Annotated in this window: 15 protein-coding genes; 5 read left to right on the forward strand and 10 right to left on the reverse strand. The window is 69.8% G+C overall.

Annotated features, from left to right (window positions below):
- Positions 1 to 85: 85 nt before the first annotated feature.
- From DIE16_RS33270 to DIE16_RS33290, 5 genes are all read right to left on the reverse strand, one after another.
- Complete coding sequence (locus DIE16_RS33270; protein WP_124894212.1) at positions 86 to 769, reverse strand: HAD family phosphatase; 684 nt, start codon at positions 767 to 769, stop codon at positions 86 to 88.
- Positions 770 to 878: 109 nt separating this feature from the next.
- Complete coding sequence (gene argH, locus DIE16_RS33275; RefSeq protein WP_124894213.1) at positions 879 to 2,288, reverse strand: argininosuccinate lyase; 1,410 nt, start codon at positions 2,286 to 2,288, stop codon at positions 879 to 881.
- A gap of 111 nt (positions 2,289 to 2,399) precedes the next feature.
- Positions 2,400 to 4,787 carry a fimbria/pilus outer membrane usher protein gene (locus DIE16_RS33280; protein ID WP_124894214.1) on the reverse strand — a complete coding sequence of 796 codons (2,388 nt, stop codon included), beginning with the start codon at positions 4,785 to 4,787 and terminating at the stop codon, positions 2,400 to 2,402.
- A 24-nt stretch (positions 4,788 to 4,811) separates the two neighbouring features.
- Positions 4,812 to 5,525, reverse strand: coding sequence for a molecular chaperone (locus DIE16_RS33285; protein ID WP_124894215.1), 714 nt, complete (start codon positions 5,523 to 5,525; stop codon positions 4,812 to 4,814).
- Positions 5,526 to 5,531: 6 nt separating this feature from the next.
- Positions 5,532 to 6,068: a spore coat U domain-containing protein gene (locus DIE16_RS33290; protein ID WP_124488449.1), complete on the reverse strand. Its 537-nt coding sequence runs from the start codon at positions 6,066 to 6,068 to the stop codon at positions 5,532 to 5,534.
- Positions 6,069 to 6,367: 299 nt separating this feature from the next.
- Between DIE16_RS33290 and DIE16_RS33295 the strand changes: the two genes are divergently transcribed.
- Entirely contained in the window at positions 6,368 to 7,363 is a 996-nt protein-coding gene (locus DIE16_RS33295; protein ID WP_124894216.1) for a spore coat U domain-containing protein, read from the forward strand.
- Positions 7,364 to 7,369: 6 nt separating this feature from the next.
- Here the strand turns inward: DIE16_RS33295 and DIE16_RS33300 are convergent, their stop codons facing one another.
- Entirely contained in the window at positions 7,370 to 8,179 is an 810-nt protein-coding gene (locus DIE16_RS33300; protein WP_044847729.1) for a helix-turn-helix transcriptional regulator, read from the reverse strand.
- Between the two features lie 162 nt (positions 8,180 to 8,341).
- Here DIE16_RS33300 and DIE16_RS33305 point away from each other — a divergent pair, with 162 nt between their 5' ends.
- On the forward strand, positions 8,342 to 9,094 hold the full coding sequence (locus DIE16_RS33305; protein ID WP_124894217.1) for a class I SAM-dependent methyltransferase: 753 nt from the start codon (positions 8,342 to 8,344) through the stop codon (positions 9,092 to 9,094).
- A gap of 147 nt (positions 9,095 to 9,241) precedes the next feature.
- Here the strand turns inward: DIE16_RS33305 and ppc are convergent, their stop codons facing one another.
- The gene (ppc, locus tag DIE16_RS33310; RefSeq protein WP_124894218.1) at positions 9,242 to 12,247 is read right to left on the reverse strand and encodes a phosphoenolpyruvate carboxylase; all 3,006 of its coding nucleotides are present in this window, start codon (positions 12,245 to 12,247) and stop codon (positions 9,242 to 9,244) included.
- A gap of 226 nt (positions 12,248 to 12,473) precedes the next feature.
- On the opposite strand from ppc, the gene hemC reads away from it, so the two are divergent.
- The 3 genes from hemC to DIE16_RS33325 are packed head-to-tail and all read left to right on the forward strand — an operon-like array spanning position 12,474 to position 16,620.
- On the forward strand, positions 12,474 to 13,460 hold the full coding sequence (gene hemC / locus DIE16_RS33315; protein ID WP_124894219.1) for a hydroxymethylbilane synthase: 987 nt from the start codon (positions 12,474 to 12,476) through the stop codon (positions 13,458 to 13,460).
- Complete coding sequence (hemDX, locus tag DIE16_RS33320; RefSeq protein ID WP_124894220.1) at positions 13,460 to 15,430, forward strand: fused uroporphyrinogen-III synthase HemD/membrane protein HemX; 1,971 nt, start codon at positions 13,460 to 13,462, stop codon at positions 15,428 to 15,430. Before hemC ends, hemDX begins: the two co-directional genes overlap by 1 nt.
- A 2-nt stretch (positions 15,431 to 15,432) precedes the next feature.
- On the forward strand, positions 15,433 to 16,620 hold the full coding sequence (locus DIE16_RS33325) for a heme biosynthesis protein HemY (protein WP_044847734.1): 1,188 nt from the start codon (positions 15,433 to 15,435) through the stop codon (positions 16,618 to 16,620).
- Positions 16,621 to 16,790: 170 nt separating this feature from the next.
- Here the strand turns inward: DIE16_RS33325 and DIE16_RS33330 are convergent, their stop codons facing one another.
- From DIE16_RS33330 to DIE16_RS33340, 3 genes are all read right to left on the reverse strand, one after another.
- The gene (locus DIE16_RS33330) at positions 16,791 to 18,095 is read right to left on the reverse strand and encodes an MFS transporter (protein ID WP_124488442.1); all 1,305 of its coding nucleotides are present in this window, start codon (positions 18,093 to 18,095) and stop codon (positions 16,791 to 16,793) included.
- 134 nt (positions 18,096 to 18,229) lie between these two features.
- Positions 18,230 to 18,988 carry an SDR family oxidoreductase gene (locus DIE16_RS33335; protein ID WP_044847736.1) on the reverse strand — a complete coding sequence of 253 codons (759 nt, stop codon included), beginning with the start codon at positions 18,986 to 18,988 and terminating at the stop codon, positions 18,230 to 18,232.
- A 76-nt stretch (positions 18,989 to 19,064) separates the two neighbouring features.
- Positions 19,065 to 20,504, reverse strand: coding sequence for an aldehyde dehydrogenase family protein (locus tag DIE16_RS33340; RefSeq protein ID WP_124894221.1), 1,440 nt, complete (start codon positions 20,502 to 20,504; stop codon positions 19,065 to 19,067).
- Positions 20,505 to 20,819: the final 315 nt, after the last annotated feature.

Below are 20,819 nucleotides of genomic sequence, written 5' to 3' on the forward strand. Positions count from 1 at the left end.
CCGGCGGGGGCTCCCCGCGCCCCCCATACCCCCCGGCGCCCGGGGGGGCGGGGTGCCCGTTTGCATGTGGCGCGCCGCGCGGCGCTTACGCGGGCTGCCGCGTGTCCAGCCGGCCGAACCACGACGGCACGAGCGCGACCGCATCGTCGAGCGACGCGAGCACGTGCAGGCTCAGCGCGACGATCTCGGGCGTCGGCGCCTTCAGGTCGGGCACGGTGACGACCGATGCGCCGGCGCCGGCGGCCGATTGCGCGCCGAAATCGCTGTCCTCGAACGCGACGCACGCGTGTGCCGGCACGCCGAGGCGTTCGGCCGCGAGCCGGTACACGGCCGGGTCGGGCTTGCCGCGCGCGACTTCGTCGCCGCCCGCGATCGCGCGGAAGAACGGCAGTACGCCGACCGCGTCGAGCCGCGCACGGATCACGTCGCGCGCGGACGACGACGCGACCGCGCACGGAATGCCGGCCTGCGCGAGCGTCTCGAGCAACGCCAGCGCGCCGGACTTCAGCGGAAACTTCGGATGGGGTTCGGGCGCGGCGAGTTGCTCGCGCACGCGGATGCGCACGGCGTCGAACGTGTCGGCGTGGCCGATCAGCCGCGCGAGAATCACCTGGCCTTCGGCGAACGAGCGGCCGACGATCTGCAGGTAGTCGATCTCGGTCAGCACGACGCCGTGCGCGTTCGACACGTCGATCCACGTGTTCATGATGGTCCGCTCGGAATCGACGAGCAGGCCGTCCATGTCGAAGAGCGCGGCGGAGAAGGTCATCGGCGGTGTCCGGAAAGCGGGAAAACGGAACAGCGGGGAAGGCGTCGGGCGGCGCGACGGCCGCCCGAATGAAAACGGACGCCGAAGGCGTCCGTCCGCGACGGCAGGCTTACTTGCCGAGCGCGGCGCGCGCGGCCTTGACCGCCGCACGCACCTGATCGGGCGCGGTGCCGCCCGGGTGGTTGCGGCTCGCGACCGACCCTTCGAGCGTCAGGTAGCCGAACACGTCGTCGCCGATCAGGTGCGCGACGTTCGGCAGTTCCTGCTTCATTTCGCCGAGCGTCAGGTCGGCGAGGTCGATCCCGCGGTCGTCGCAGATCTTCACCGCGTGCGCGACGGCTTCGTGCGCATCGCGGAACGGCAGGCCGCGCTTCACGAGGTAGTCGGCGAGGTCGGTGGCGGTGGAGAAGCCCTGCAGCGCGGCCGCGCGCATCGCGTCCGGCTTCACGGTGATGCCCGCGACCATCTCGGCGAAGATCCGCAGCGTGTCGGCGACGGTGTCGACCGTGTCGAACAGCGGTTCCTTGTCTTCCTGGTTGTCCTTGTTGTACGCGAGCGGCTGGCCCTTCATCAGCGTGAGGAGCGCCATCAGGTGGCCGTTCACGCGGCCCGTCTTGCCGCGCGCGAGCTCGGGCACGTCCGGGTTCTTCTTCTGCGGCATGATCGAGCTGCCGGTGCAGAAGCGGTCGGCGATGTCGATGAAGCCGACGCGCGGGCTCATCCACAGCACGAGTTCCTCGGAGAAGCGCGACACGTGCGTCATCACGAGCGCGGATGCCGCCGTGAATTCGATCGCGAAGTCGCGATCCGACACCGCGTCGAGCGAGTTCGCGCAGATGCCGTCGAAGCCGAGCGTCTTCGCGACCGCGTGGCGGTCGATCGGATAGCTGGTGCCGGCGAGCGCGGCCGCGCCGAGCGGCAGGCGGTTCACGCGGGTGCGGCAGTCGCGCATGCGCTCGGCGTCGCGCGTGAACATCTCGACGTACGCGAGCAGGTGGTGGCCGAACGTGACCGGTTGCGCGACCTGCAGGTGCGTGAAGCCCGGCATGATCGTGGCCGCGTTCTGCTCCGCGAGGTCGATCAGCGCGCCGCGCAGGTCGTTCAGGAGGCCGCCGATGCGGTCGATCTCGCCACGCAGCCACAGACGGATGTCGGTCGCGACCTGGTCGTTGCGCGAGCGGCCCGTGTGCAGGCGCTTGCCGGCGTCACCGATCAGCGCGGTGAGGCGCGCCTCGATGTTCAGGTGGACGTCCTCGAGATCCAGCTGCCATTCGAATTCGCCGCGCTCGATCTCGCCCTTGATCTGCGTCATCCCGCGTTCGATCGCGGCGAGGTCGTCGGCGCTGATGATCTTCTGCGCCGCGAGCATGCTCGCGTGCGCGAGCGAGCCGGCGATGTCGACGAGCGCGAGGCGCTTGTCGAAAAACACCGACGACGTGTAGCGCTTGACCAGCTCCGACATCGGTTCCGAGAAGCGGGCCGACCAGGCCTCGCCCTTTTTGTGCAGTTGGGACGTCATGGCGATTCTTCGAAGGGGAGTTGGGCGGCGTGCGCCGCCGAGGGAATCCCGCAATTCTAGCATTCGTGGGGCGGGCGGCCGACGCGTGCGCCGGCCGCGAACGGGCGCGGCTCACGGGGGGCTGCACGTCAGCGGTCCGATCCGCGGCAGCGTGCCGTCGTCCGGGTGCCGATACGCGAATGCGACGGCGCAGCCGCGGCCGTCGCCGGAGATTTCGAGGTGATTGTTCGCGACGAGGCCGTCGACGAAGGTCAGGCCGTCATAGCCGACGATCGTGCGCTGGCCGCTTTCGACGTGGCGAACCTCGAGCCCGGGCGGCAGCGGCGTGCCGTCCGGCGCGCGCAGCGCGATCGATGCGGCGCTGTAGCGGGTCACCGCGAAGTGCGCGAGCACGCCGGAGCGCGCCTGCGGCACGACGTCGAGCGTCGTGTCGGCGATTCGTGCGTCGGCGGGCAGCGCGGTGCCGTCGATCGCGACGCGATTGCTCTGATAGGCATTCAGGTCGGGCACGAGCAGGTAGCCGGCCCGGTCCGTCTCGCCGATCAGCCGGTTCTGGTGCAGCACGGGGACGCGCCCGGTGTCGGTCGAGACGAGCGCGAAACCGTCGTCGACGCGGCGCGCCGTCATCAGCCGGCCGTCCATCAGCACGAGCGCGCCCGTGACGTCGACCGACGCGTTGCCGCGCCCGTCGAACGATTGCGCGAGCAGCGCGACCTGGCCGGCGCGGCCGAGATACTGCAGTTGCCCCTGCGCGTAGCGGACGCCCGCGTTGGCGCCCGCCTGCACGTTCCAGCCGACGCCGCCGCCGTAGTCGGGCGGCCGTGTCGCGTTCAGCGTGTAGGTCGAATCGCCGTTCTGCCGCCCGGCGTTCGCCGAGACCGACGTGTTGCCGTCGAGCCCGACGCTCAGGCTCACGAAGAGGCCGCGTGCGTCGTGCTGCCGGAAGTCCTGGAAGCCGCTGAACGTGATCGACGTCAGCCCGCCGAGATTGACCAGGTATGCGATCGAGCCGATGCGCGACGCGGCGACGCCGGGATACTTGAGGGCGAGATAGCTGAACGACAGGGTCTGCGCGCGCAGGAACGGGAACGAGATCGTGACGCGGTCGGTGGCGCGCGAGACCGGCACGCCTTCGCGGCTGCCGAGGTCGCTGTAGTCGCCGAAGGCGCGCAGCGTCTGCGCATCGATCGAGAAGCGCGGCGTCACGTACTGGTAGCCGACGCCGGCCTGCACGCCCGCGCGGCCCGGGGCGCTGACCGCGAGCGACGCATTCGCCACGCCGCGTTCGCCGAGGCGCGCGAGCGCGCCGGCACCTGCGTTGTAGACGCCGGCCGTCGCTTCCGCATGCGCCTCGACGGTCAGCCGCTCGCTGATGCCGTAGCGCAGCGAGCCGCTCGCCGCCGGTGTGCGCGCATAGTCGAACGAATCGTCGCCATAGGCGCGGCGCAGGAACCCGGCTTCCGCCGAATAGCTGGCGAGGCCGGGCGCGAGCAGGCGCGTATCGACGTACAGCGGAATGGACGTCGCGATCGAGCGGCCGAGCGCGTCGCGCGTGACGACCGTCGCGTTGCCTGCGCCGGTGATCCCGGGCACGCTGTTGATCACGAACGGCCCGCTCGGCACGTCGCCGCTGAACTGGCGCACGTTGTTCACGTACAGGTCGACCGAGGTCGGCACGACCGCGCTGCCGGACAGCGCAGGTACCGGAAACGTGACGAGGTCGGGGCGCAGGCCGAAGTTGCTGCGCCATTGCACGCCGCCGAGGCGTAGCGAGCGCGTCCATGACAACGACGACGAAATCGTGTCGCCGATCTGGGTCGTCGTGAGCGTGCCGGGGTTCGAGTGGCTCCACGACGTGTCGTAGCGCACGTAGCGCCGGCGGTCGTCGTACAGGTACGCGATGCCGGTGCTGCTGAATACGCCGGCCGGATCGAAATAGCGCGCCTCGCTCCAGACCGCGAGCGGCGCATGGGCGACGGTCTGCGCGTAGGCGTCGTAGTTCAGCACGAAGCCGCGGCCGGAGGTGGCGGGCGGCGCGGCCGCGAGCGCGCGCGTATCGAACGTGTGCGGGATGCGCAGCGCGTCGGGCACCCGCAGGTCGAGCGTCTGCCGGCCCGCGTCGTAGTCGTAGCGCAGCCCCGCGAGCGTGTCGAGCGCGACGGGCGTGTTCGACGGCGCGGTCGCCCGGTCGCCGGTCGCGATGCCCAGGTCGTTCAGGTCGGCGGACGCCGCGTACAGCCGGCCGTCGATTTGCTGGAAGCGTGCGATCCGGTGCGTCGGTTCACCGTTGAGCGACACGTCGAGAAACAGTGTGTCCCGAGCAGGCGCGGCTGCCGCTGCCGCTGCCGCCTGCGGCGCCGTCTGTGCGCATCCGGCGCCTGCGTGCACGGCCAGCGCGAGTGCCAGTGAAAACGCCAGCGAAAGCGCAGCAGCGGCGGGCCGGGCATGTCGCGCGGGGCAGGCAGCCCGGAGGGCCGTGCTCGTCGTCGGAACGGGCAACGTCGTGCGATCCTCCGGCGTGGATCAGGGCGATGTCAGCCGGGCCTCGACCGGCTGCGCGTTGACGGTCGCCTGGATCCTGACGAATCCCGCCGCGCCCGCATCCAGCTTGAGCGGCCAGCGTCGCGTGCTGCCCGCGAGCGCGTAGCCGAGCAGGCCGCGCGTGACGTCGTGCACGGTGCCGCGCGCGTCGACGAGCCGAACCGCGGCAATCTGCGCACGACGTTCGCCGCGGTTGGCGACCGCGAGCCGCGTGCCGGATCCGTCGCGCTCGACGCGCCAGTCGAGGCGCGGCGCTGCCCGGGTGCCTTCGGGCTCGACGAATACGGGCACGGAATAGCGCAGCCGGATCGTGATGCCGTTCTCGACCGGCGTACCGGGCGAGGGCAGTTCGTCGATCAATACGCGATAGCTTTCCTCGGCGGCCGGCGCGCCGCGCCCCGTGCGCACGAGCCGGATCAACTGCTCGGCGTTCGCGCCGATTTGCAACAGCGGCGGCGAGGCGGCGAGCGCATCGGTCGGCGTCATCACGTCGTCGCCGTTTTCCTGCGTCCAGCGATAGGCGCGGACCTGGCCGTAGATCGGCTGTCCGCCCGGATTGCTGAGCGTCATGCTCGCGGCGGCGGCCGAGGGCGGCAGCTCGATCGTCACGGGCATGATCTGCAGCGTGGCGGCGGATGCGGCCGCGCACGCCGACGCGACGCACAGCGCGACCAGGGCGCGCGGGAACGATGCCACGGCGCGTCAGAAGTAGACGGTGGCGGTGACGGCGGCCTGATAGGTGTCCGGCTTCGGCGTCGCTTGCGTAGGTACCTGGCCGTACACGTTCAGCAGTTGCGCGGAACCGGTGCCGGTGCCGCCGACCGTGTCGGTGCCTTGCGTGTTGCCCCAGATCGTCGTGTGGCCCGAGTCCTGGTAGAGCTGGTAGCCGACCGTCGTGCCGGTATTGCCGCTCGTCGTCCCGCCCATCAGCCGGCTGGCGACCGTCGAGCCGCTGACCGAGCCGGCGTCGAGTCCGATGTTGTATGGCGTCGAGTTCGAGCAGGTGACGGAGACCGTGGTCTGCTGGTTGAGTGCCGACGTGAGCACGCCGGACGTGCCGAATGCAAGCGGGTTCGCGGAGATCGCGCAGTTGGCCTGGATCGTGAGCGTGACGTTGAACTGGGCGGTGGCGGTGCCGTTCGAATAGACTGCGGCAACGGTGACGGGCTGCAGCGCGGGCGCGAATGCGAAGGTGGCCGCGAGCATGGCTGAAAGAACACGACGTCGGGAATCGTTCATTATGATTGTCTCCTGCCGTTTAATGGGGTCGCCCGGCCGCGGAGTGCCTGCCGCGTGGTCTGTCGCCGGTCGCCGTTACCGCTCTGTCGTTGGTGCAAGACTACTCCACGGACTCGGTCGCGCGCATTGGAGAAAACGCCGATCCGGAGCGCATTGTCCGCGGTTCCTCGCGGAATGCCATCGGCGCTTTTGACATGGATCAAGCAACAATGCGAATGATCGCTGCGCGGACGGATACCATGGGGGCGCTGCCCGGGCTGGAAGCCGGATCGAACGGGCGGGCAATTTCGGGGGAATGCATGGCGGATCAAGGAGTCGACACGGCGCGCCGCTGGATGCGCGCGCTATCGTGCCTGTTGCTGGCCGCGCTGCTCGGCATGCCGTGGCTGCCGGCTCGCGCGGACACGTGTTCGGTGACGCCGCCGGTGCCGAGCTTCGGCTCGGTCAGCCCGATTACGCAGCAGGCCTATACGACCAACAGCACGATGACCGTGAGTTGCACGTGGGACGTGCTGAGCCTGAACACCGGCGTGCTCGTATGCGTGAATCTCGGCGGCACGAGCCCGCGCTACCTGAGCAACGGGGCGAACCAGATGCAGTACGACCTGTATCAGGACGCGGGCTATTCGCAGCCCTGGGGCGCCGTCAGCACCGGCACGACGCCGATATCCGTCTCGTTGACGAAGCCGCTGCTCGGCACGTCCGCCAGTACGAACGTGACCATCTATGGCCGCATTGCGTCGAACCAGCCCACCGTGCCGACCGTGAACAATGCCAGCACGGTCTATTCGCAGAGTTTCAGCGGCAACCAGGCCGCCTACAGCTACAGTTTTTCGCTGCTCGGCGTGCTGCCGACGCCGTGCGCGTCGCAGTCGACGGCCGGCACGATGACCGTTACGGCCACGGCCACCGTCATCAACAACTGCATCATCAGCGCGACCGGCGTTGCGTTTCCGGCGTCGGGCGTGCTGGCGTCGGCGCTGACCGCGAGCGGCTCGATCAGTGCGCGGTGCACGAACGGCGATGCATTCCAGATCGCGTTGAACGGCGGCGCCAGCGGCAGTGTCGCCGCTCGGACGATGCAGCGCACGGGCGGCGGCTCGGTCGCCTATCAGCTCTATCAGGACAGCGGCCACACGCAGCCGTGGGGCGACGGCACCGGCGGCACGACGATGGCGACCGGAACCGGCAGCGGATTCGCGCAGGCGATCGCGATATACGGCCGCGTACCTGCACAGGCGACACCGGCACCCGGCAACTACAGCGACACCATCACCGCGACGATCAGCTTCTGAGCCGCGTCAATCGCGCACGAGCACGACCAGCTTCAGGTCCTCACGGTGCGCGGGTTTCAGCGTGATCTGCTGGTACACGAGGCGGCCGTCGGCCGGATGGTCGAATTCGCGCAGGCCGCCTTCGCGCTCGAATACGTCCTGCGACGCCCAGTACTGCGCGAAGGCATCGCTGCCGGCCATCAGCGCGTCGATCAGCGCGCGGGTCGGCGCATCGGCGAGGTGGCGGATCGAGTCGGCGCGGAATTCGGCTGCGAGCCGGCGCGCGCGGGTTTCCCAGTCGACGATCAGCGTGCGCGCGGCCGGCGCCATGAACGTGAAGCGCAGCAGGTTGCGATCGTGCTCGTCGTCGAGCCAGCCCGTGAACAGCGCGGCGGCCGGCGCGTTCCATGCGAGCGCGTTCCATTGCCGGTCGAGCACGTACGCCGGCGTGGCGATCGCGGCGACGGTGGCGGCGAGCGTCGGCGGCAGGTCGCCGGCCGCGACGTCGGGCTCGGCCGGATCGCGCTGTGCGGCCAGTTCGAACAGGTACGCGCGTTCGGCTTTCGACAACTGCAGCGCGACGGCGATCCGCGCGAGCGCGTCGGCCGACGCCGACACCGGGCGGCCCTGCTCGATCCACGTGTACCAGGTCGGGCTGACGCCGCACAGCTGCGCGACTTCCTCGCGCCGCAGCCCCGGCGTGCGGCGGCGCGGGCCGGGCGGCAGGCCGACGGCCTGCGGCGACAGCCGCTCGCGGTGTGCGCGGATGAATTCGCCGAGCGCGCGGGCGGGCGTCGCATCGAGGGGCGGGGTGGGGGCGGACGACGGCTGGTTCATGCGGAAACGGCTGAAAAGGGGCGCTGAGTGCGCGGCAAGGATCAGGCAGGTGTAACAAATACCAGAATAACTGCTTAACTTGTACTGGTACAAGCGCGGCCCTATTGTAGCGATTCGCGCGCTGACAGGCAGCGAGCACCCCACCCAAGGAAGGAGCGAACGATGAAACACCACGACCAGGTCGCCGACGCATTCGGCACGACGGCCGCCGCCTACCTGACGAGCACGGTCCACGCGACGGGTGCCGATCTGCAGGCGCTGGCCGACGCCGTGCGCGCGACGCCCGAAGCCGCGGTGCTCGATCTCGGCTGCGGCGCCGGCCACGCGAGCTTCGCGGTTGCTCCGCACGTGCGCGACGTGGTCGCGTACGATCTCGCCGCGCCGATGCTCGCGATCGTCGATGCCGCCGCGCGCGCGCGCGGGCTCGCGAACATCCGCACGCAGCAGGGCCCGGCCGAGCAACTGCCGTTCGACGGGCGCACCTTCGACTGGGTGGTCAGCCGGATGAGCGCGCACCACTGGCACGACGTGCGCGCGGCGCTTGCCGAGGTGCGCCGCGTGCTGAAGCCCGGCGGCCGCGTGCTGATGATCGACATCGCGGGCAACGACCATCCGCTGCTCGACACGTATCTGCAGGCCGCGGAAGTACTGCGCGATGCGTCGCACGTGCGCGACTACCGAGCCGACGAATGGCTCGCGATGTTCCGCGACGCCGGGTTCGACGCGCACGTGCAGAGCCGCTGGCGCCTGCCGATCGATTTCGCAACGTGGGTCGAGCGGATCCGCACGCCGGCCGACAGCGTCGCGGGCATTCGTGCGCTGTGGGCGCATGCGCCCGACGAGGTGCACGGCTACTACGCGGTGCAGCCTGACGGCTCGTTCGAGCACGACGCGTTGCTGATCGACGCGCAATGAGCGCGAGGGACGGCACGGCGGCCGGTGCCGTCGCGCCGTTCGATGAAAAAAGCCGCGATACGCGTGGTCGCGTATCGCGGCTTTCGTTTTGCGGCTGTCGTTTCGCGATGACGGCGCGGCGCGGGGCAGGCCCGCACCGCGCTCGGATCAGCCCGTGTTGCGCAGGCCGGCCGCGATCCCGTTGATGGTCAGGTGAATCCCGCGGCGCAGCCGCGCGTTCGAGTCGCCCGCGCGGTGACGCTTGATCAGCTCGACCTGCAGGTGGTTCAGCGGATCGAGATACGGGAAGCGGTTCTTGATCGAGCGCGCGAGCAGCGGGTTGGTCGCGAGGCGGCCTTCGTGCCCGGTGATTTCCGCGAGCGCCTGCGACGTGCGCTCCCATTCCGCGACGATCCGCTCGAACACGTGCTTGCGCAGCTTGCGGTCGGCGACCAGCTGCGCGTAGCGCGACGCGACCGCGAGATCGGTCTTCGCGAGCACCATGTCCATGTTCGACAGCAGGTTCGCGAAGAACGGCCAGGTCTTGTTCATCTTCCTGAGCAGCGCGACGCGCTTCGTGCGCTCGGCCGCGTCCTGCGCGCCGTCGAGATACGCGTTCACCGCGCTGCCGAAGCCGTACCAGCCCGTCAGCAGCAGCCGGCACTGGCCCCACGAGAAGCCCCACGGGATCGCGCGGAGATCCTCGATCCTGCGGTTCTTCGGATCCTGCAGCTTGCGCGAGGCCGGGCGGCTGCCGATGTTCAGCTCGGCGATCTCGGTGATCGGCGTCGACGAGAAGAAGTAGTCGGTGAAGCCGGGCGTTTCATAGACGAGCGCGCGATACGACGCCATCGCGGCGTCGGACAGCGTCTGCATCGCGGCTTCGAACGCGGGCAGTTGCGCGGGCGCGTTCGATTGCGGCAGCAGCGACGCCTCGAGCGTCGCGGCGACCACCGTCTCGAGGTTGCGCCGGCCGATCTCGGGGTTCGCGAACTTGCTCGCGATCACCTCGCCCTGTTCGGTCAGGCGGATCTGGCCGTTCACGGTGCCCGGCGGCTGCGACAGGATCGCCTGGTAGGTCGGGCCGCCCCCGCGGCCGACCGTGCCGCCGCGGCCGTGGAACAGGCGCAGCGTGATCTTGCGTTCGCGGAACAGGTCGACGAGCGCGAGTTCCGCGCGATACAGCTCCCAGTTCGACGTGAGGAAGCCGCCGTCCTTGTTGCTGTCCGAGTAGCCGAGCATCACTTCCTGTTCGGCGCCCTGGTGCGCGATCAGCGCGTCGATGCCCGGCAGTGCGAAGTATTCGCGCATGATGCGCGCGGCGTCGCGCAGGTCGGGAATCGTCTCGAACAGCGGAATCACCATCAGGCCGTTCTTCGCATGGTGGCCGAGCGTGCCTTCGAGCAGGCCCGTTTCCTTCTGCAGCAGCAGCACCTCGACGAGGTCGCTGACGGTTTCCGTGTGCGAGATGATGTAGTTGCGCACCGCACGCGCGCCGAATTGCGCGCGGACCTCGCGGGCTTTCTCGAACACGCCGAGCTCGCTCTGCGCGAGCGCCGAGTATTCGAGGTACTGCGAGCGCAGCGGGCGGGGATCGGCAAGCGCAGCCAGCAGCACGCGCAGCTTGTCTTCCTCGGCGAGCGCCGCGTAGTCGGCTTCGACGCCGGCGCGCGCGAACAGCTCGGCGACCACGGCTTCGTGGATGTCGGAGCTCTGGCGCAGGTCGATGCTCGCGAGATGGAAGCCGAACACTTCGGCCGCGCGCACGAGCGGCGTAAGGCGCGGTGCGGCGAGCGACGCGCCGTGATGCTCGTCGAGCGAGGCGGTCAGCACCTTCAGGTCGGCGACGAAGGCTTCGGAATCGGCGTACGGCACCGCGCGCACCGGCGGCGCGCCGCGGCCGGCGCTGCGTACCGGCACCGTGCCTTCGCCGAGCCGCACGCGCGCGCTCGCGGCGAGCCGCGTGTAGATGCCGATCAGCGCACGGCGATACGGTTCGTCGACGCGATGCGGCGACTGGTCGGGCGACGCGGCCGCGAGCGCCTTCACCGCGTCGTTCGCGCCGACCAGCAGGTTCGATACCGACAGCTCGGCGCCGAGCTTGTGCACCTGTTCCAGATAGTGTTCGAGGATCACCGCGGATTGGCGGTTGATCGCTTCTTCGAGGGTCGGGGCGGTCACGTTCGGGTTGCCGTCGCGATCGCCGCCGATCCAGCTGCCCATCTGGAAGAACGCCGGCACGCGCGCGGACAGGCCGTGCTCGGCGAGCGCGGCCTCGATGTCGCCGTACAGCGCGGGCAGTTCGTCGAGGAACGTCGCGCGGTAGTACGACAGCGCGTTCTCGATCTCGTCGCCGACCGTCAGGCGCGCGTCGCGCAGCATGCGGGTCTGCCACAGCGCGGTCACGCGCGCGCGCAGCATCGATTCGTTGTACTGGCGCTCGCGCGCGGTCAGCTCCTGGTCGCGCTCGGCGAGCAGGCGCGCGATGTCGTGCTGCGCGTCGAGGATGCTCTTGCGCTGCACTTCGGTCGGGTGCGCGGTCAGCACCGGCACGATCAGCGCATCGTCGAAGAAGCGCTGCAGCAGGCGCTTCGACGCGTTGCCGGTCGTCTTCAGCTGCTCGAGCGCGTATGCGACGGTGCCGGGCTGCGGCGCGGAGCCGGCCAGCGCGTGGATGCGGCGGCGGCGGTTGTGGTGGCGGTCTTCCGCGATGTTCGCGAGGTGCGAGAAATAGCTGAACGCGCGCACGACGCTCACCGTCTGCTCAGGCGTCAGCTTGCGCAGCTTCTTCTCCAGCGTTTGCGCGGCCTCGCTGTCGTCCTCGCGGCGAAACTTCACCGCCGTCTGGCGAATGGTCTCGACGACGTCGAACACGGTGTCGCCTTCCTGTTCACGCACCACGTCGCCGAGCAGGCGGCCGAGGTAGCGGATGTCCTCGAACAGCGGACCGTCCTTGTCCTCGCGCGTGCGGGCGCCGGGCTTCGCCGCGCCGGCCTTGCGGGCGGCCGGGGCGGCGGATTTGATCGCGCGTTTTGTCTGACGTATCGGGTCTTTCGGTTTCGTTGCCGTTTTCGCACGGCCGTTCGCGGCGGTGGCGATGGTGCCCGTCGGGGCATCGGAGGAGGGCAGGGCAGCATTGCGGCGCGCCGTACGCGCCGATCCGGAAGACTTCACGATGGGTTTCCTTGGGAAAGCTCGAGTCAAAAGGGACTGCGGGGACTGCGGGGACTGCGGAAACTACGGGAACTGCGGTCAAGCAACCAGCTACGTGCGGCACATCCGCGCATCGGTGTCGCCGCCTGCGCCGAAGCGCGGCGGGCGCAGGCTCCGGGCCCGGGCGGGCCGGGGCGTGCGTGCTACCATTGTTCGATCTTCAATCCCGTCCTTCGATGTTCCAGCAATGAATTCCGAGACTCTTGCGGCACAAGCTCCCGCGACGCTGACGATCGCTTCGCGCGAGAGCCGCCTGGCGATGTGGCAAGCCGAACATGTGCGTGATGCGCTGCGCAAATTATATCCAGCTTGTGACGTGAAAATCCTCGGGATGACGACCCGTGGCGATCAGATTCTCGATCGCACACTGTCGAAGGTCGGCGGCAAGGGCCTGTTCGTGAAGGAGCTGGAGAATGCGCTCGCCGACGGCCGTGCCGACCTCGCCGTGCATTCGCTGAAGGACGTGCCGATGGCGCTGCCCGACGGTTTCGCGCTGACCGCGATCATGGAGCGCGAGGATCCGCGCGACGCGTTCGTGTCGAACGACTACGCGTCGCTCGACGCGCTGCCGGCCGGCGCCGTCGTCGGCACGTCGAGCCTGCGCCGCGAGGCGATGCTGCGCGCGCGCTATCCGCACCTCGACGTGCTGCCGCTGCGCGGCAACCTCGACACGCGCCTGTCGAAGCTCGATCGCGGCGATTACGCGGCGATCATCCTCGCGGCCGCGGGCCTGAAGCGTCTCGGCCTCGAAGCGCGGATCCGCGCGCTGATCGACGTCGAGGACAGCCCGCCGGCCGCCGGCCAGGGCGCGCTCGGCATCGAAATCGCCGCGCACCGCACGGACGTCGCCGGATGGCTCGCGCCGCTGCACGACCCGCAGACCGCGCTCGCGGTCGAGGCCGAGCGGATGGTGTCGCGCGCGCTCGGCGGCAGCTGCGAGGTGCCGCTTGCCGCGCACGCGGAGTGGCGCGCGGGCGAGCTGTACCTGACGGGCCGCGTGTCGACGACCGACGGCCGGCGCGTGCTGACCGCCGAGGAGTGCGGCGCGGTGATGACCGTCGCCGATGCGCTCGCGCTCGGCCGCGCGGTGTCCGACGAGCTCGAGGCGCAGGGTGCGCTCGACATCGTCAAGGCACTGCTCGCAGGCTCGCAGGCCGGCAAGGGCGACGCCTGATGGCAGGCGGCGCGCGTGCGTTCACCGCCGTCCTGACGCGCCCCGACGGCCAGTCGGCCGCGCTGGCGGCCCAACTGGCCGAGGCCGGCTGCGACGTGCTCGAATTCCCGCTGATCGACATCGCGCCGGTCGACGATCCGGCGCCGCTCGATGCCGCGTTCGCGGCGCTCGCGGACTACGCGCTCGTGATCTTCGTGTCGCCGAACGCGATCGACCGCGCACTCGCGCAGTACGGCGCGATCTGGCCGAATGCACTGCCGGTCGGCGTCGTCGGGCCCGGCAGCGTCGCGGCGCTCGAGCGCCACGGCATCGCGGCGCCCGCGCATCGCGTGATCGCGCCGCAGGCGCCCGCCGACGGCGGCGTCCCGCATTACGATTCGGAAAACCTGTTCGCGAGCATCGAGACCGCGTTCGGCGGCGCACAGGCGCTGGCGGGCAAGCGCGTGCTGATCGTGCGCGGCGACGGCGGGCGCGAATGGCTCGCCGAGCGGCTGCGCGAAGCCGGCGCGGACGTCACGCTGGTGGCCGCGTACCGGCGCGTCGTGCCCGAGCCGCGCGTCGGCGCGTGGGAGCGCGTGCATGCGCTGCTCGCCGGCGCGCCGCACGCGTGGCTCGTCACGAGCTCGGAGGGCGTGCGCAACCTGCACGAACTCGCGCGCACGCACCTGAACGACGCCGAGATCGAGGCGCTGAAGCACGCGCCGCTCGTGACGCCGCACCCGCGCATCGAGCAGACCGCGCGCGCACTGGGTTTTGATAGGATTACGCTGACCGGCGCGGGCGATGAGCGCATCGTCCGCGCGTTTCGAACGATGGCCGACGAGGCCGTCCAACCGGCGACAGCCGCACCGGTGACTAAACGCATGACAGATACCAACGATTCCAAAAGCGTCGCTTCCCAGCCGGCCGCTGCTTCCGCACCGCCGTCCCGTCCCGCCTATATGGCGTCCGAACCGCCTGCGCGCCGCGGCGGCAGCGCGGTGCTGTGGTTCGTCGTCGTCGTGCTCGGCTGCGCGGCGGGCGCCGGCGGCTATGCGCTGAACCGCAAGGTCGACCGGCTCGACGATTCGTTCGTCGCACGCCAGAAGGCGCTCGATGCGCAGACGGCCGAGATCCGCATGAAGACCGAGCAGGCGCTCGCGGGCACGCACCAGGTCGACACGCAGCTCGCGCAGCTCGACGGCAAGCTCGCCGACGCGCAGAGCGCGCAGCAGGCGCTGCAGCAGCAATACCAGGACCTGTCGCGCAACCGCGACGCGTGGATGCTCGAGGAAGTCGATCAGATGCTGTCGAGCGCGAGCCAGCAACTGCAGCTCACCGGCAACACGCAGCTCGCGCTGATCGCGCTGCAGAATGCCGACGCGCGACTCGCGACGTCGCAGAGCGCGCAGGCCGTCACGGTGCGCAAGGCGCTCGCGCAGGACATCGAGAAGCTGAAGGCCGCGCCGTCGGCCGACCTAACGGGCCTCGCGATCAAGCTCGACGACGCGATCGCGAAGATCGACGCGCTGCCGCTGTCGGGCGAGGCGACGGTTCCGCACGCGTCGCCGAAGGCCGCTCCGGCCGAGGCCGCGTCGCCGGTGGCAGCCGACACGCCGCGCTGGAAGGTGTGGTGGCATGACTTCTCGGCCGGCCTCGGCGAGCAGCTGAAGGGCCTCGTGCAGGTGCGCCGGATCGACAATGCCGACGCGATGCTCGCGTCGCCCGACCAGGGCTACTTCGTGCGCGAGAACGTGAAGCTGCGCCTGCTCACGGCGCGGCTGTCGCTGCTCGCGCGCAACGACGGCGCGATGAAGGCCGACCTGCACGCCGCGCAGGCGTCGCTCGGCAAGTATTTCGACCAGGCATCGAAGGACACGCAGACCGTCGAGGATCTGCTCAAGCAGGTCGACGGTGCATCGCTGACGGTTGCGGTGCCGAACCTGAACACGAGCCTGAACGCCGTTCAGCAGTTCAAGAGCCGGGGGTAACGATGACGCTTCGAGGAATCGTCTGGCTCGCGATCCTGTTCGCGATCGCCGCGGCACTCGCCACCGTCGGCCATTTCGACGCGGGGCAGGTGCTGCTCGTCTATCCGCCGTACCGGGTCGACGTGTCGCTGAACCTGTTCGTGATCTCCATCGTCGTGCTGTTCATCGTCGTGTACGCGCTGCTGCGCATCGTGCGCAACATCTGGCGCATGCCGCAGCGGGTCGCCGCGTATCGTGCGCGTTCGCGCAACGAGAAGGCGCAGGCGTCGCTGCGCGACGCGATCGCGAACCTGTATGCGGGCCGCTTCTCGCGCGCCGAGAAGGCCGCGCGCGACGCGCTCGCGGTCGATGCGAACCAGGGCGCCGCGAGTCTCGTCGGGGCCACCGCCGCGCACCGGATGCACGAGTACACGCGCCGCGACGACTGGCTGTCGAAGGTCGACGCGCCGGAATGGCAGGACGCACGGCTGCTCGCCGCGGCCGACATGCGCGCGGATGCGCGCGATGCCGACGGCGCGCTCGCCGCGCTGGCCGACCTGCAGGCGGGCGGCAAGCGCATCCATGCGCAGCAGGTCGCGCTGCGCGCGCAGCAGCAGTTGAAGAACTGGGCCGAGGTGCTGAAGCTCGCAAAGGCGCTCGAGAAACGCGAGGCGCTGCATCCGGCCGCGGCCGTGCGGCTGCGCCAGCAGGCGGCGGAGAACCTGCTGCGCGAACGCCGGCACGACCCGGACGCACTGCTCGAGGTGTGGCAGTCGCTGTCGCCGCTCGAACGCCAATCGCCGCGCCTGGCCGATCTCGCGGCCGAGCTGCTGGTGACGCTCGAACGCCGCACCGAAGCGCGCCGCATCGTCGAGGACGCGCTCGCGCACAACTGGGATGCGCGCCTGCTGCGCCGCTATCCGGACACGGCCGGCGGCGATGCGCTGCCGCTGATCCAGAAGGCCGAAGGCTGGAAGAAGGATCACCCGGACGATGCCGACCTGCTGTTCGCGCTCGGCCGTCTCTGCCAGCAGCAGCAGCTGTGGGGCAAGGCGCAGTCGTTCCTCGAAGCCGCGCTGAAGCAGGCCGACAACGAGGCGCTGAAGGTGCGTGCGCACCGTGCGCTCGCACGCCTGTTCGAGCATCTCGGCGAAACCGACAAGGCGGCGAAGCACTACCGCGAAAGCGCGCTCGCGATCACCGTGGTCTGACGCGGCGGCGCTCGCCCGCCGCGCGTAAAAAAGCCCCGAACGCCGGATGGCCTTCGGGGCTTCTCTTATGCGCTCTCGCCTCGCCGGACTGGACGCTACGCGCGGAGCCGGCGCGGCAAGTCGTCTTCGCCCGCGACGAACCGCATCGCGGCGCGCCGCGTCACGTCACGTCACTTGTCGACGAGCCGCTTCGGCACCGATAGCGCGAGCAGCCCGCCAAGCACGAGGAACCCGGCGAGCATGTACATGCCCGCGTCGTTGGCGCCCGTCGCCTGCTTGAGCCAGCCCATCATGTACGGGCTCAGGAAGCCCGCGAGGTTGCCGATCGAGTTGATCATCGCGATGCCCGCCGCGGCCGCCGCGCCGCCGAGGAACGCGGTCGGCAGGCTCCAGAACAGCGGCAGCGTCGTCAGGATGCCCATCGTCGCGAGCGTGAGGCCGAGCATCGCGAGCGCCGTCTGGTGCGCCCAGATCACCGAGAGCACGAGCCCGAGCGCGCCGAACGCGGCCGGAATCGCCAGGTGCCAGCGTCGTTCGCGGCGCTTGTCAGCGCTGCGCGCGATCAGGATCATCGCGACCACCGCCGCCGCATACGGAACCGCCGACAGCAGCCCGATCATGAACGTGTCGGTCACGCCGGTCGCCTTGATGATCGTCGGCAGCCAGAAGCCGACGCCGTACAGCCCCATCACGAACGAGAAGTAGATGAGCGCCATCAGCCACACGCGCGGGCTCGCCATCACCGCGCCGAGCGGCAGGTCTTCCTTGGTCGCTTCCTCCGCGTCGACGTTGCGCGTGAGCAGCGCCTTTTCGTCGTCGGTGAGCCATTTGGCCTTCGCGATCCGGTCGTCGAGCGCGAAGAACACCAGCACGCCGGCCAGCACCGACGGGATCCCTTCGAGCAGGAACAGCCATTGCCAGCCGTGCCAGCCGCTCACGCCGTTGAACGCCTTCAGGATGAAGCCGGAGATCGGTCCGCCGATCACCCCGGACAAGGCGACTGCCGTCATGAAGAACGTCGTCATCCGGCCGCGCCGGTGCGCGGGATACCAGTAGGTGAGGTACAGGATCACGCCAGGGAAGAAGCCGGCCTCGGCGACGCCGAGCAGGAAGCGCATCACGTAGAACATCGCGGGCGTCGTGACGAACATCGTCAGGATCGAGATCACGCCCCACGTCGCCATGATGCGCGCGATCCAGACGCGTGCGCCGACCTTGTGCAGGATGATGTTGCTCGGCACTTCGAACAGGAAGTAGCCGAAGAAGAAGATCCCGGCGCCGAGCCCGTAGACGGTATCGCTGAGATTCAGGTCGCTCGCCATCTGCAGCTTCGCGAAGCCGACGTTCACGCGGTCGAGATACGCGACCACGTAGCACAGTAGCAGGAGCGGCGTGAGCCGCCAGGACACCTTGCGGTAGGTTGCTTCCTCGAATGCGCCGGACGAGCCCGGCAGCGACTGCGTCGATGTTGCCATGTTGTCTCCTGTCCTTTCTTGTGGTGGCCGGAGCCGGCGCGGCGGCGCCCGATCCGGTGTCGTGCGAAGCAATGACGATGCGTGGATGCGGCGCCGGCCGGCGCTGCCGGCGCGGCGCCATCACGGCCGTGCGGCTAGATGCAGCGCCCGCCGTCGACTTCGAGACAGACGCCGGTGATGAACTCGGCTTCGTCGGATGCGAGGTACAGGGCCGCGTTCGCGATGTCCTGCGGCGTCGAGAAGCGGCCGAGCGGAATCGTCGCGAGGAACCGGCGACGATTCTCCGGCGTGTCCTCGCAGCCCATGAACTCGGTCATCAGGCCCGTCTCGCCGAGCACCGGGTTGATGCAGTTCACGCGGATCCGGTCGGCGCCGAGCTCGGCCGCGAGCGACTTGCTCGCGGTGATCATCGCGCCCTTCGTGCTGTTGTACCAGACGAGGCCCGGGCGCGGCCGCACGCCTGCCGTCGACGCGACGTTCACGAACACGCCGCCGCCCTGCGTGCGGAAATACGGAACGAAGGTCTGCACGCTCCAGAACAGGCTCTTCATGTTGACGGCGTACACGCGGTCGAACTCGGCTTCCGTCACGTCGAGCACCGGCTTGTTGCGATGGGTGGTGCCGGCGTTGTTCACGACGATCTGCACCGAATGGAAATCGTCGAGCGCGGCTTGCAGCAGCGCGCGCCAGTCGGCGTCCTTCGACACGTCGCCCGCGACCGCGATCGCCTTGCCGCCCGCCAGCGCGATCTCGCTCGCGACGCGCTCGGCCGCCGCACCGTTCAGGTCGTTGACGACGACGTTCGCGCCTTCGCGCGCATAGGTCTTCGCGATGCCTTCGCCGAAGCCCGAACCGCCGCCCGTGACGAGGGCCGTCTTGCCGCTCAACCGCATGGTGTGTCTCCTGTGCTGGATGCGTGCAGGGTGCTGCGGGACACGGCCGGTCCGTTGCCGGCCGCGTTCGTCTGGTTCAGCCGTGCCGGATCGCGATCGTCTTCAGCGTCGTGAAACCGTACAGCGCCTCGAAGCCTTTCTCGCGGCCATGGCCCGAGTGGCCGACGCCGCCGAACGGCAACTCGACGCCGCCGCCCGCGCCGTAGTTGTTGATGAACACCTGGCCGGCACGCAGGCGGCGCGCGAGACGCAGCTGGCGGGCACCGTCGCGGGTCCAGATGCCCGCGACGAGGCCGTACGGCGTGCCGTTCGCGAGTGCGACCGCTTCGTCTTCGTCGACGAAGCGCATCGCGGCGAGCACCGGGCCGAACACTTCCTCCTGCGCGAGCCGGTGCGACGCCGGCACGTCGCGCAGCAGCGCGGGCGCCTGGTAGAAGCCGCTTTCGGGCGCGTCGGCGACGACCTGGCCGTGCCCGGCCATCGGAATGCCGTCGTGCTGCGCGTCGGACAGGAAATCCCACACGCGCTGCTGCTGCTTCGCGTTGATCAGCGGGCCACAGTCGAGATCGGCGCGGCTCGGGCCGACCCGCAGCCCGTTGAACGCGGTGGCGAGCCGTTCGACGAGCGGCTCGTACACCGCGCGCTCGATCAGCACGCGGCTGCCGGCCGAGCAGGTCTGCCCGCCGTTCTGTACGATCGCCGACACGAGCACGGGCAGCGCCGCGTCGAGATCGGCGTCGGCGAACACGATCTGCGGCGACTTGCCGCCGAGTTCGAGCGTGACGGGCACGTGGTTCTCGGCGGCCATCTGCGTGACCAGCTTGCCGGTCGCGGGCGAGCCGGTGAACGAGATGTGGTCGATGCCGGGATGGCGCGCGAGTGCCGCGCCCGCTTCATGGCCGTGGCCGGTGACCACGTTCAGCGCACCGGCCGGCAGCCCGGCTTCGGCGGCGAGTTCGGCCACGCGCAGCACCGACAGGCACGCATCCTCGGCCGGTTTCACGACGCATGCGTTGCCGGCCGCGAGCGCCGCGCCGACGCTGCGCCCGAAGATTTGCATCGGGTAGTTCCACGGCACGATGTGGCCGGTGACGCCGTGCGGCTCGCGCACCGTCAGTACCGTGTAGCCGGCCTGATAGGGGAGGGTTTCGCCGTGCAGCTTGTCGGCGGCGCCCGCGTAGAACTCGAAGTAGCGGGCGAGCGCGGCGGCGTCGGCACGCGCCTGCTTCAGCGGCTTGCCGGTGTCGCGTGCCTCGATCGCGGCCAGTTCCTCGAGATGGTCGGCGACGCGCGCGGACAGCCGCATCAGCACGCGGCCGCGCTCGGCGGCGCTCGCCGCGCCCCACGGGCCCGCGAACGCGTCGCGGGCGGCGGCGACCGCGCGTTCGATGTCGGGCGCGGTGCCGCGCGCGATCGTCGCGAACGGCTGGCCGTCGGACGGGTCGACGACCGGAATCGTCTCCAGTTGCGCGGGCAACGTCCATTCGCCTGCGATGAAGTGCTTCGCTTCTTCCATGCGTGCTCCTGTCGACCCGAGTTGGCGCTTTAGCGCCTACTCGGGTCCCATGCTTCGCGGTCGACCCGGGTTGACGCTTTAGCGCCTACTCGGGTCCCATGCTTCGCGGTCGACCCGAGTTGGCGCTTCAACGCTCACTCGGCTTCCATGCAACATCACCCGGGGTTCGATGGCCGGACATCCGGAACGATTATCGCGCCGATCGTCATCCGGACGCCACCGGTCGATTGGCTATAATGGCGCATTCCCTGCGGGGACGCCCGCGGCGGTGCAACGGCCGCGGCGCCCCTGTCCCGAATTCCATCGACCAACAGA

It is taken from the genome of Burkholderia sp. Bp9090, from assembly GCF_003857985.1.
Classification (GTDB): Bacteria; Pseudomonadota; Gammaproteobacteria; order Burkholderiales; family Burkholderiaceae; genus Burkholderia.

Excerpts from the sequence above, each read along its gene's own strand:
- DIE16_RS33305 (WP_124894217.1), top strand. The coding sequence starts at position 8,342 with ATGAAACACCACGACCAGGTCGCCGACGCATTCGGCACGACGGCCGCC.
- DIE16_RS33290 (WP_124488449.1), bottom strand. The coding sequence starts at position 6,068 with ATGAACGATTCCCGACGTCGTGTTCTTTCAGCCATGCTCGCGGCCACC.
- DIE16_RS33300 (WP_044847729.1), bottom strand. The coding sequence starts at position 8,179 with ATGAACCAGCCGTCGTCCGCCCCCACCCCGCCCCTCGATGCGACGCCC.
- hemC (WP_124894219.1), top strand. The coding sequence starts at position 12,474 with ATGAATTCCGAGACTCTTGCGGCACAAGCTCCCGCGACGCTGACGATC.
- DIE16_RS33330 (WP_124488442.1), bottom strand. The coding sequence starts at position 18,095 with ATGGCAACATCGACGCAGTCGCTGCCGGGCTCGTCCGGCGCATTCGAG.
- DIE16_RS33335 (WP_044847736.1), bottom strand. The coding sequence starts at position 18,988 with ATGCGGTTGAGCGGCAAGACGGCCCTCGTCACGGGCGGCGGTTCGGGC.
- DIE16_RS33340 (WP_124894221.1), bottom strand. The coding sequence starts at position 20,504 with ATGGAAGAAGCGAAGCACTTCATCGCAGGCGAATGGACGTTGCCCGCG.
- argH (WP_124894213.1), bottom strand. The coding sequence starts at position 2,288 with ATGACGTCCCAACTGCACAAAAAGGGCGAGGCCTGGTCGGCCCGCTTC.
- DIE16_RS33295 (WP_124894216.1), top strand. The coding sequence starts at position 6,368 with ATGGCGGATCAAGGAGTCGACACGGCGCGCCGCTGGATGCGCGCGCTA.
- DIE16_RS33325 (WP_044847734.1), top strand. The coding sequence starts at position 15,433 with ATGACGCTTCGAGGAATCGTCTGGCTCGCGATCCTGTTCGCGATCGCC.
- hemDX (WP_124894220.1), top strand. The coding sequence starts at position 13,460 with ATGGCAGGCGGCGCGCGTGCGTTCACCGCCGTCCTGACGCGCCCCGAC.
- DIE16_RS33270 (WP_124894212.1), bottom strand. The coding sequence starts at position 769 with ATGACCTTCTCCGCCGCGCTCTTCGACATGGACGGCCTGCTCGTCGAT.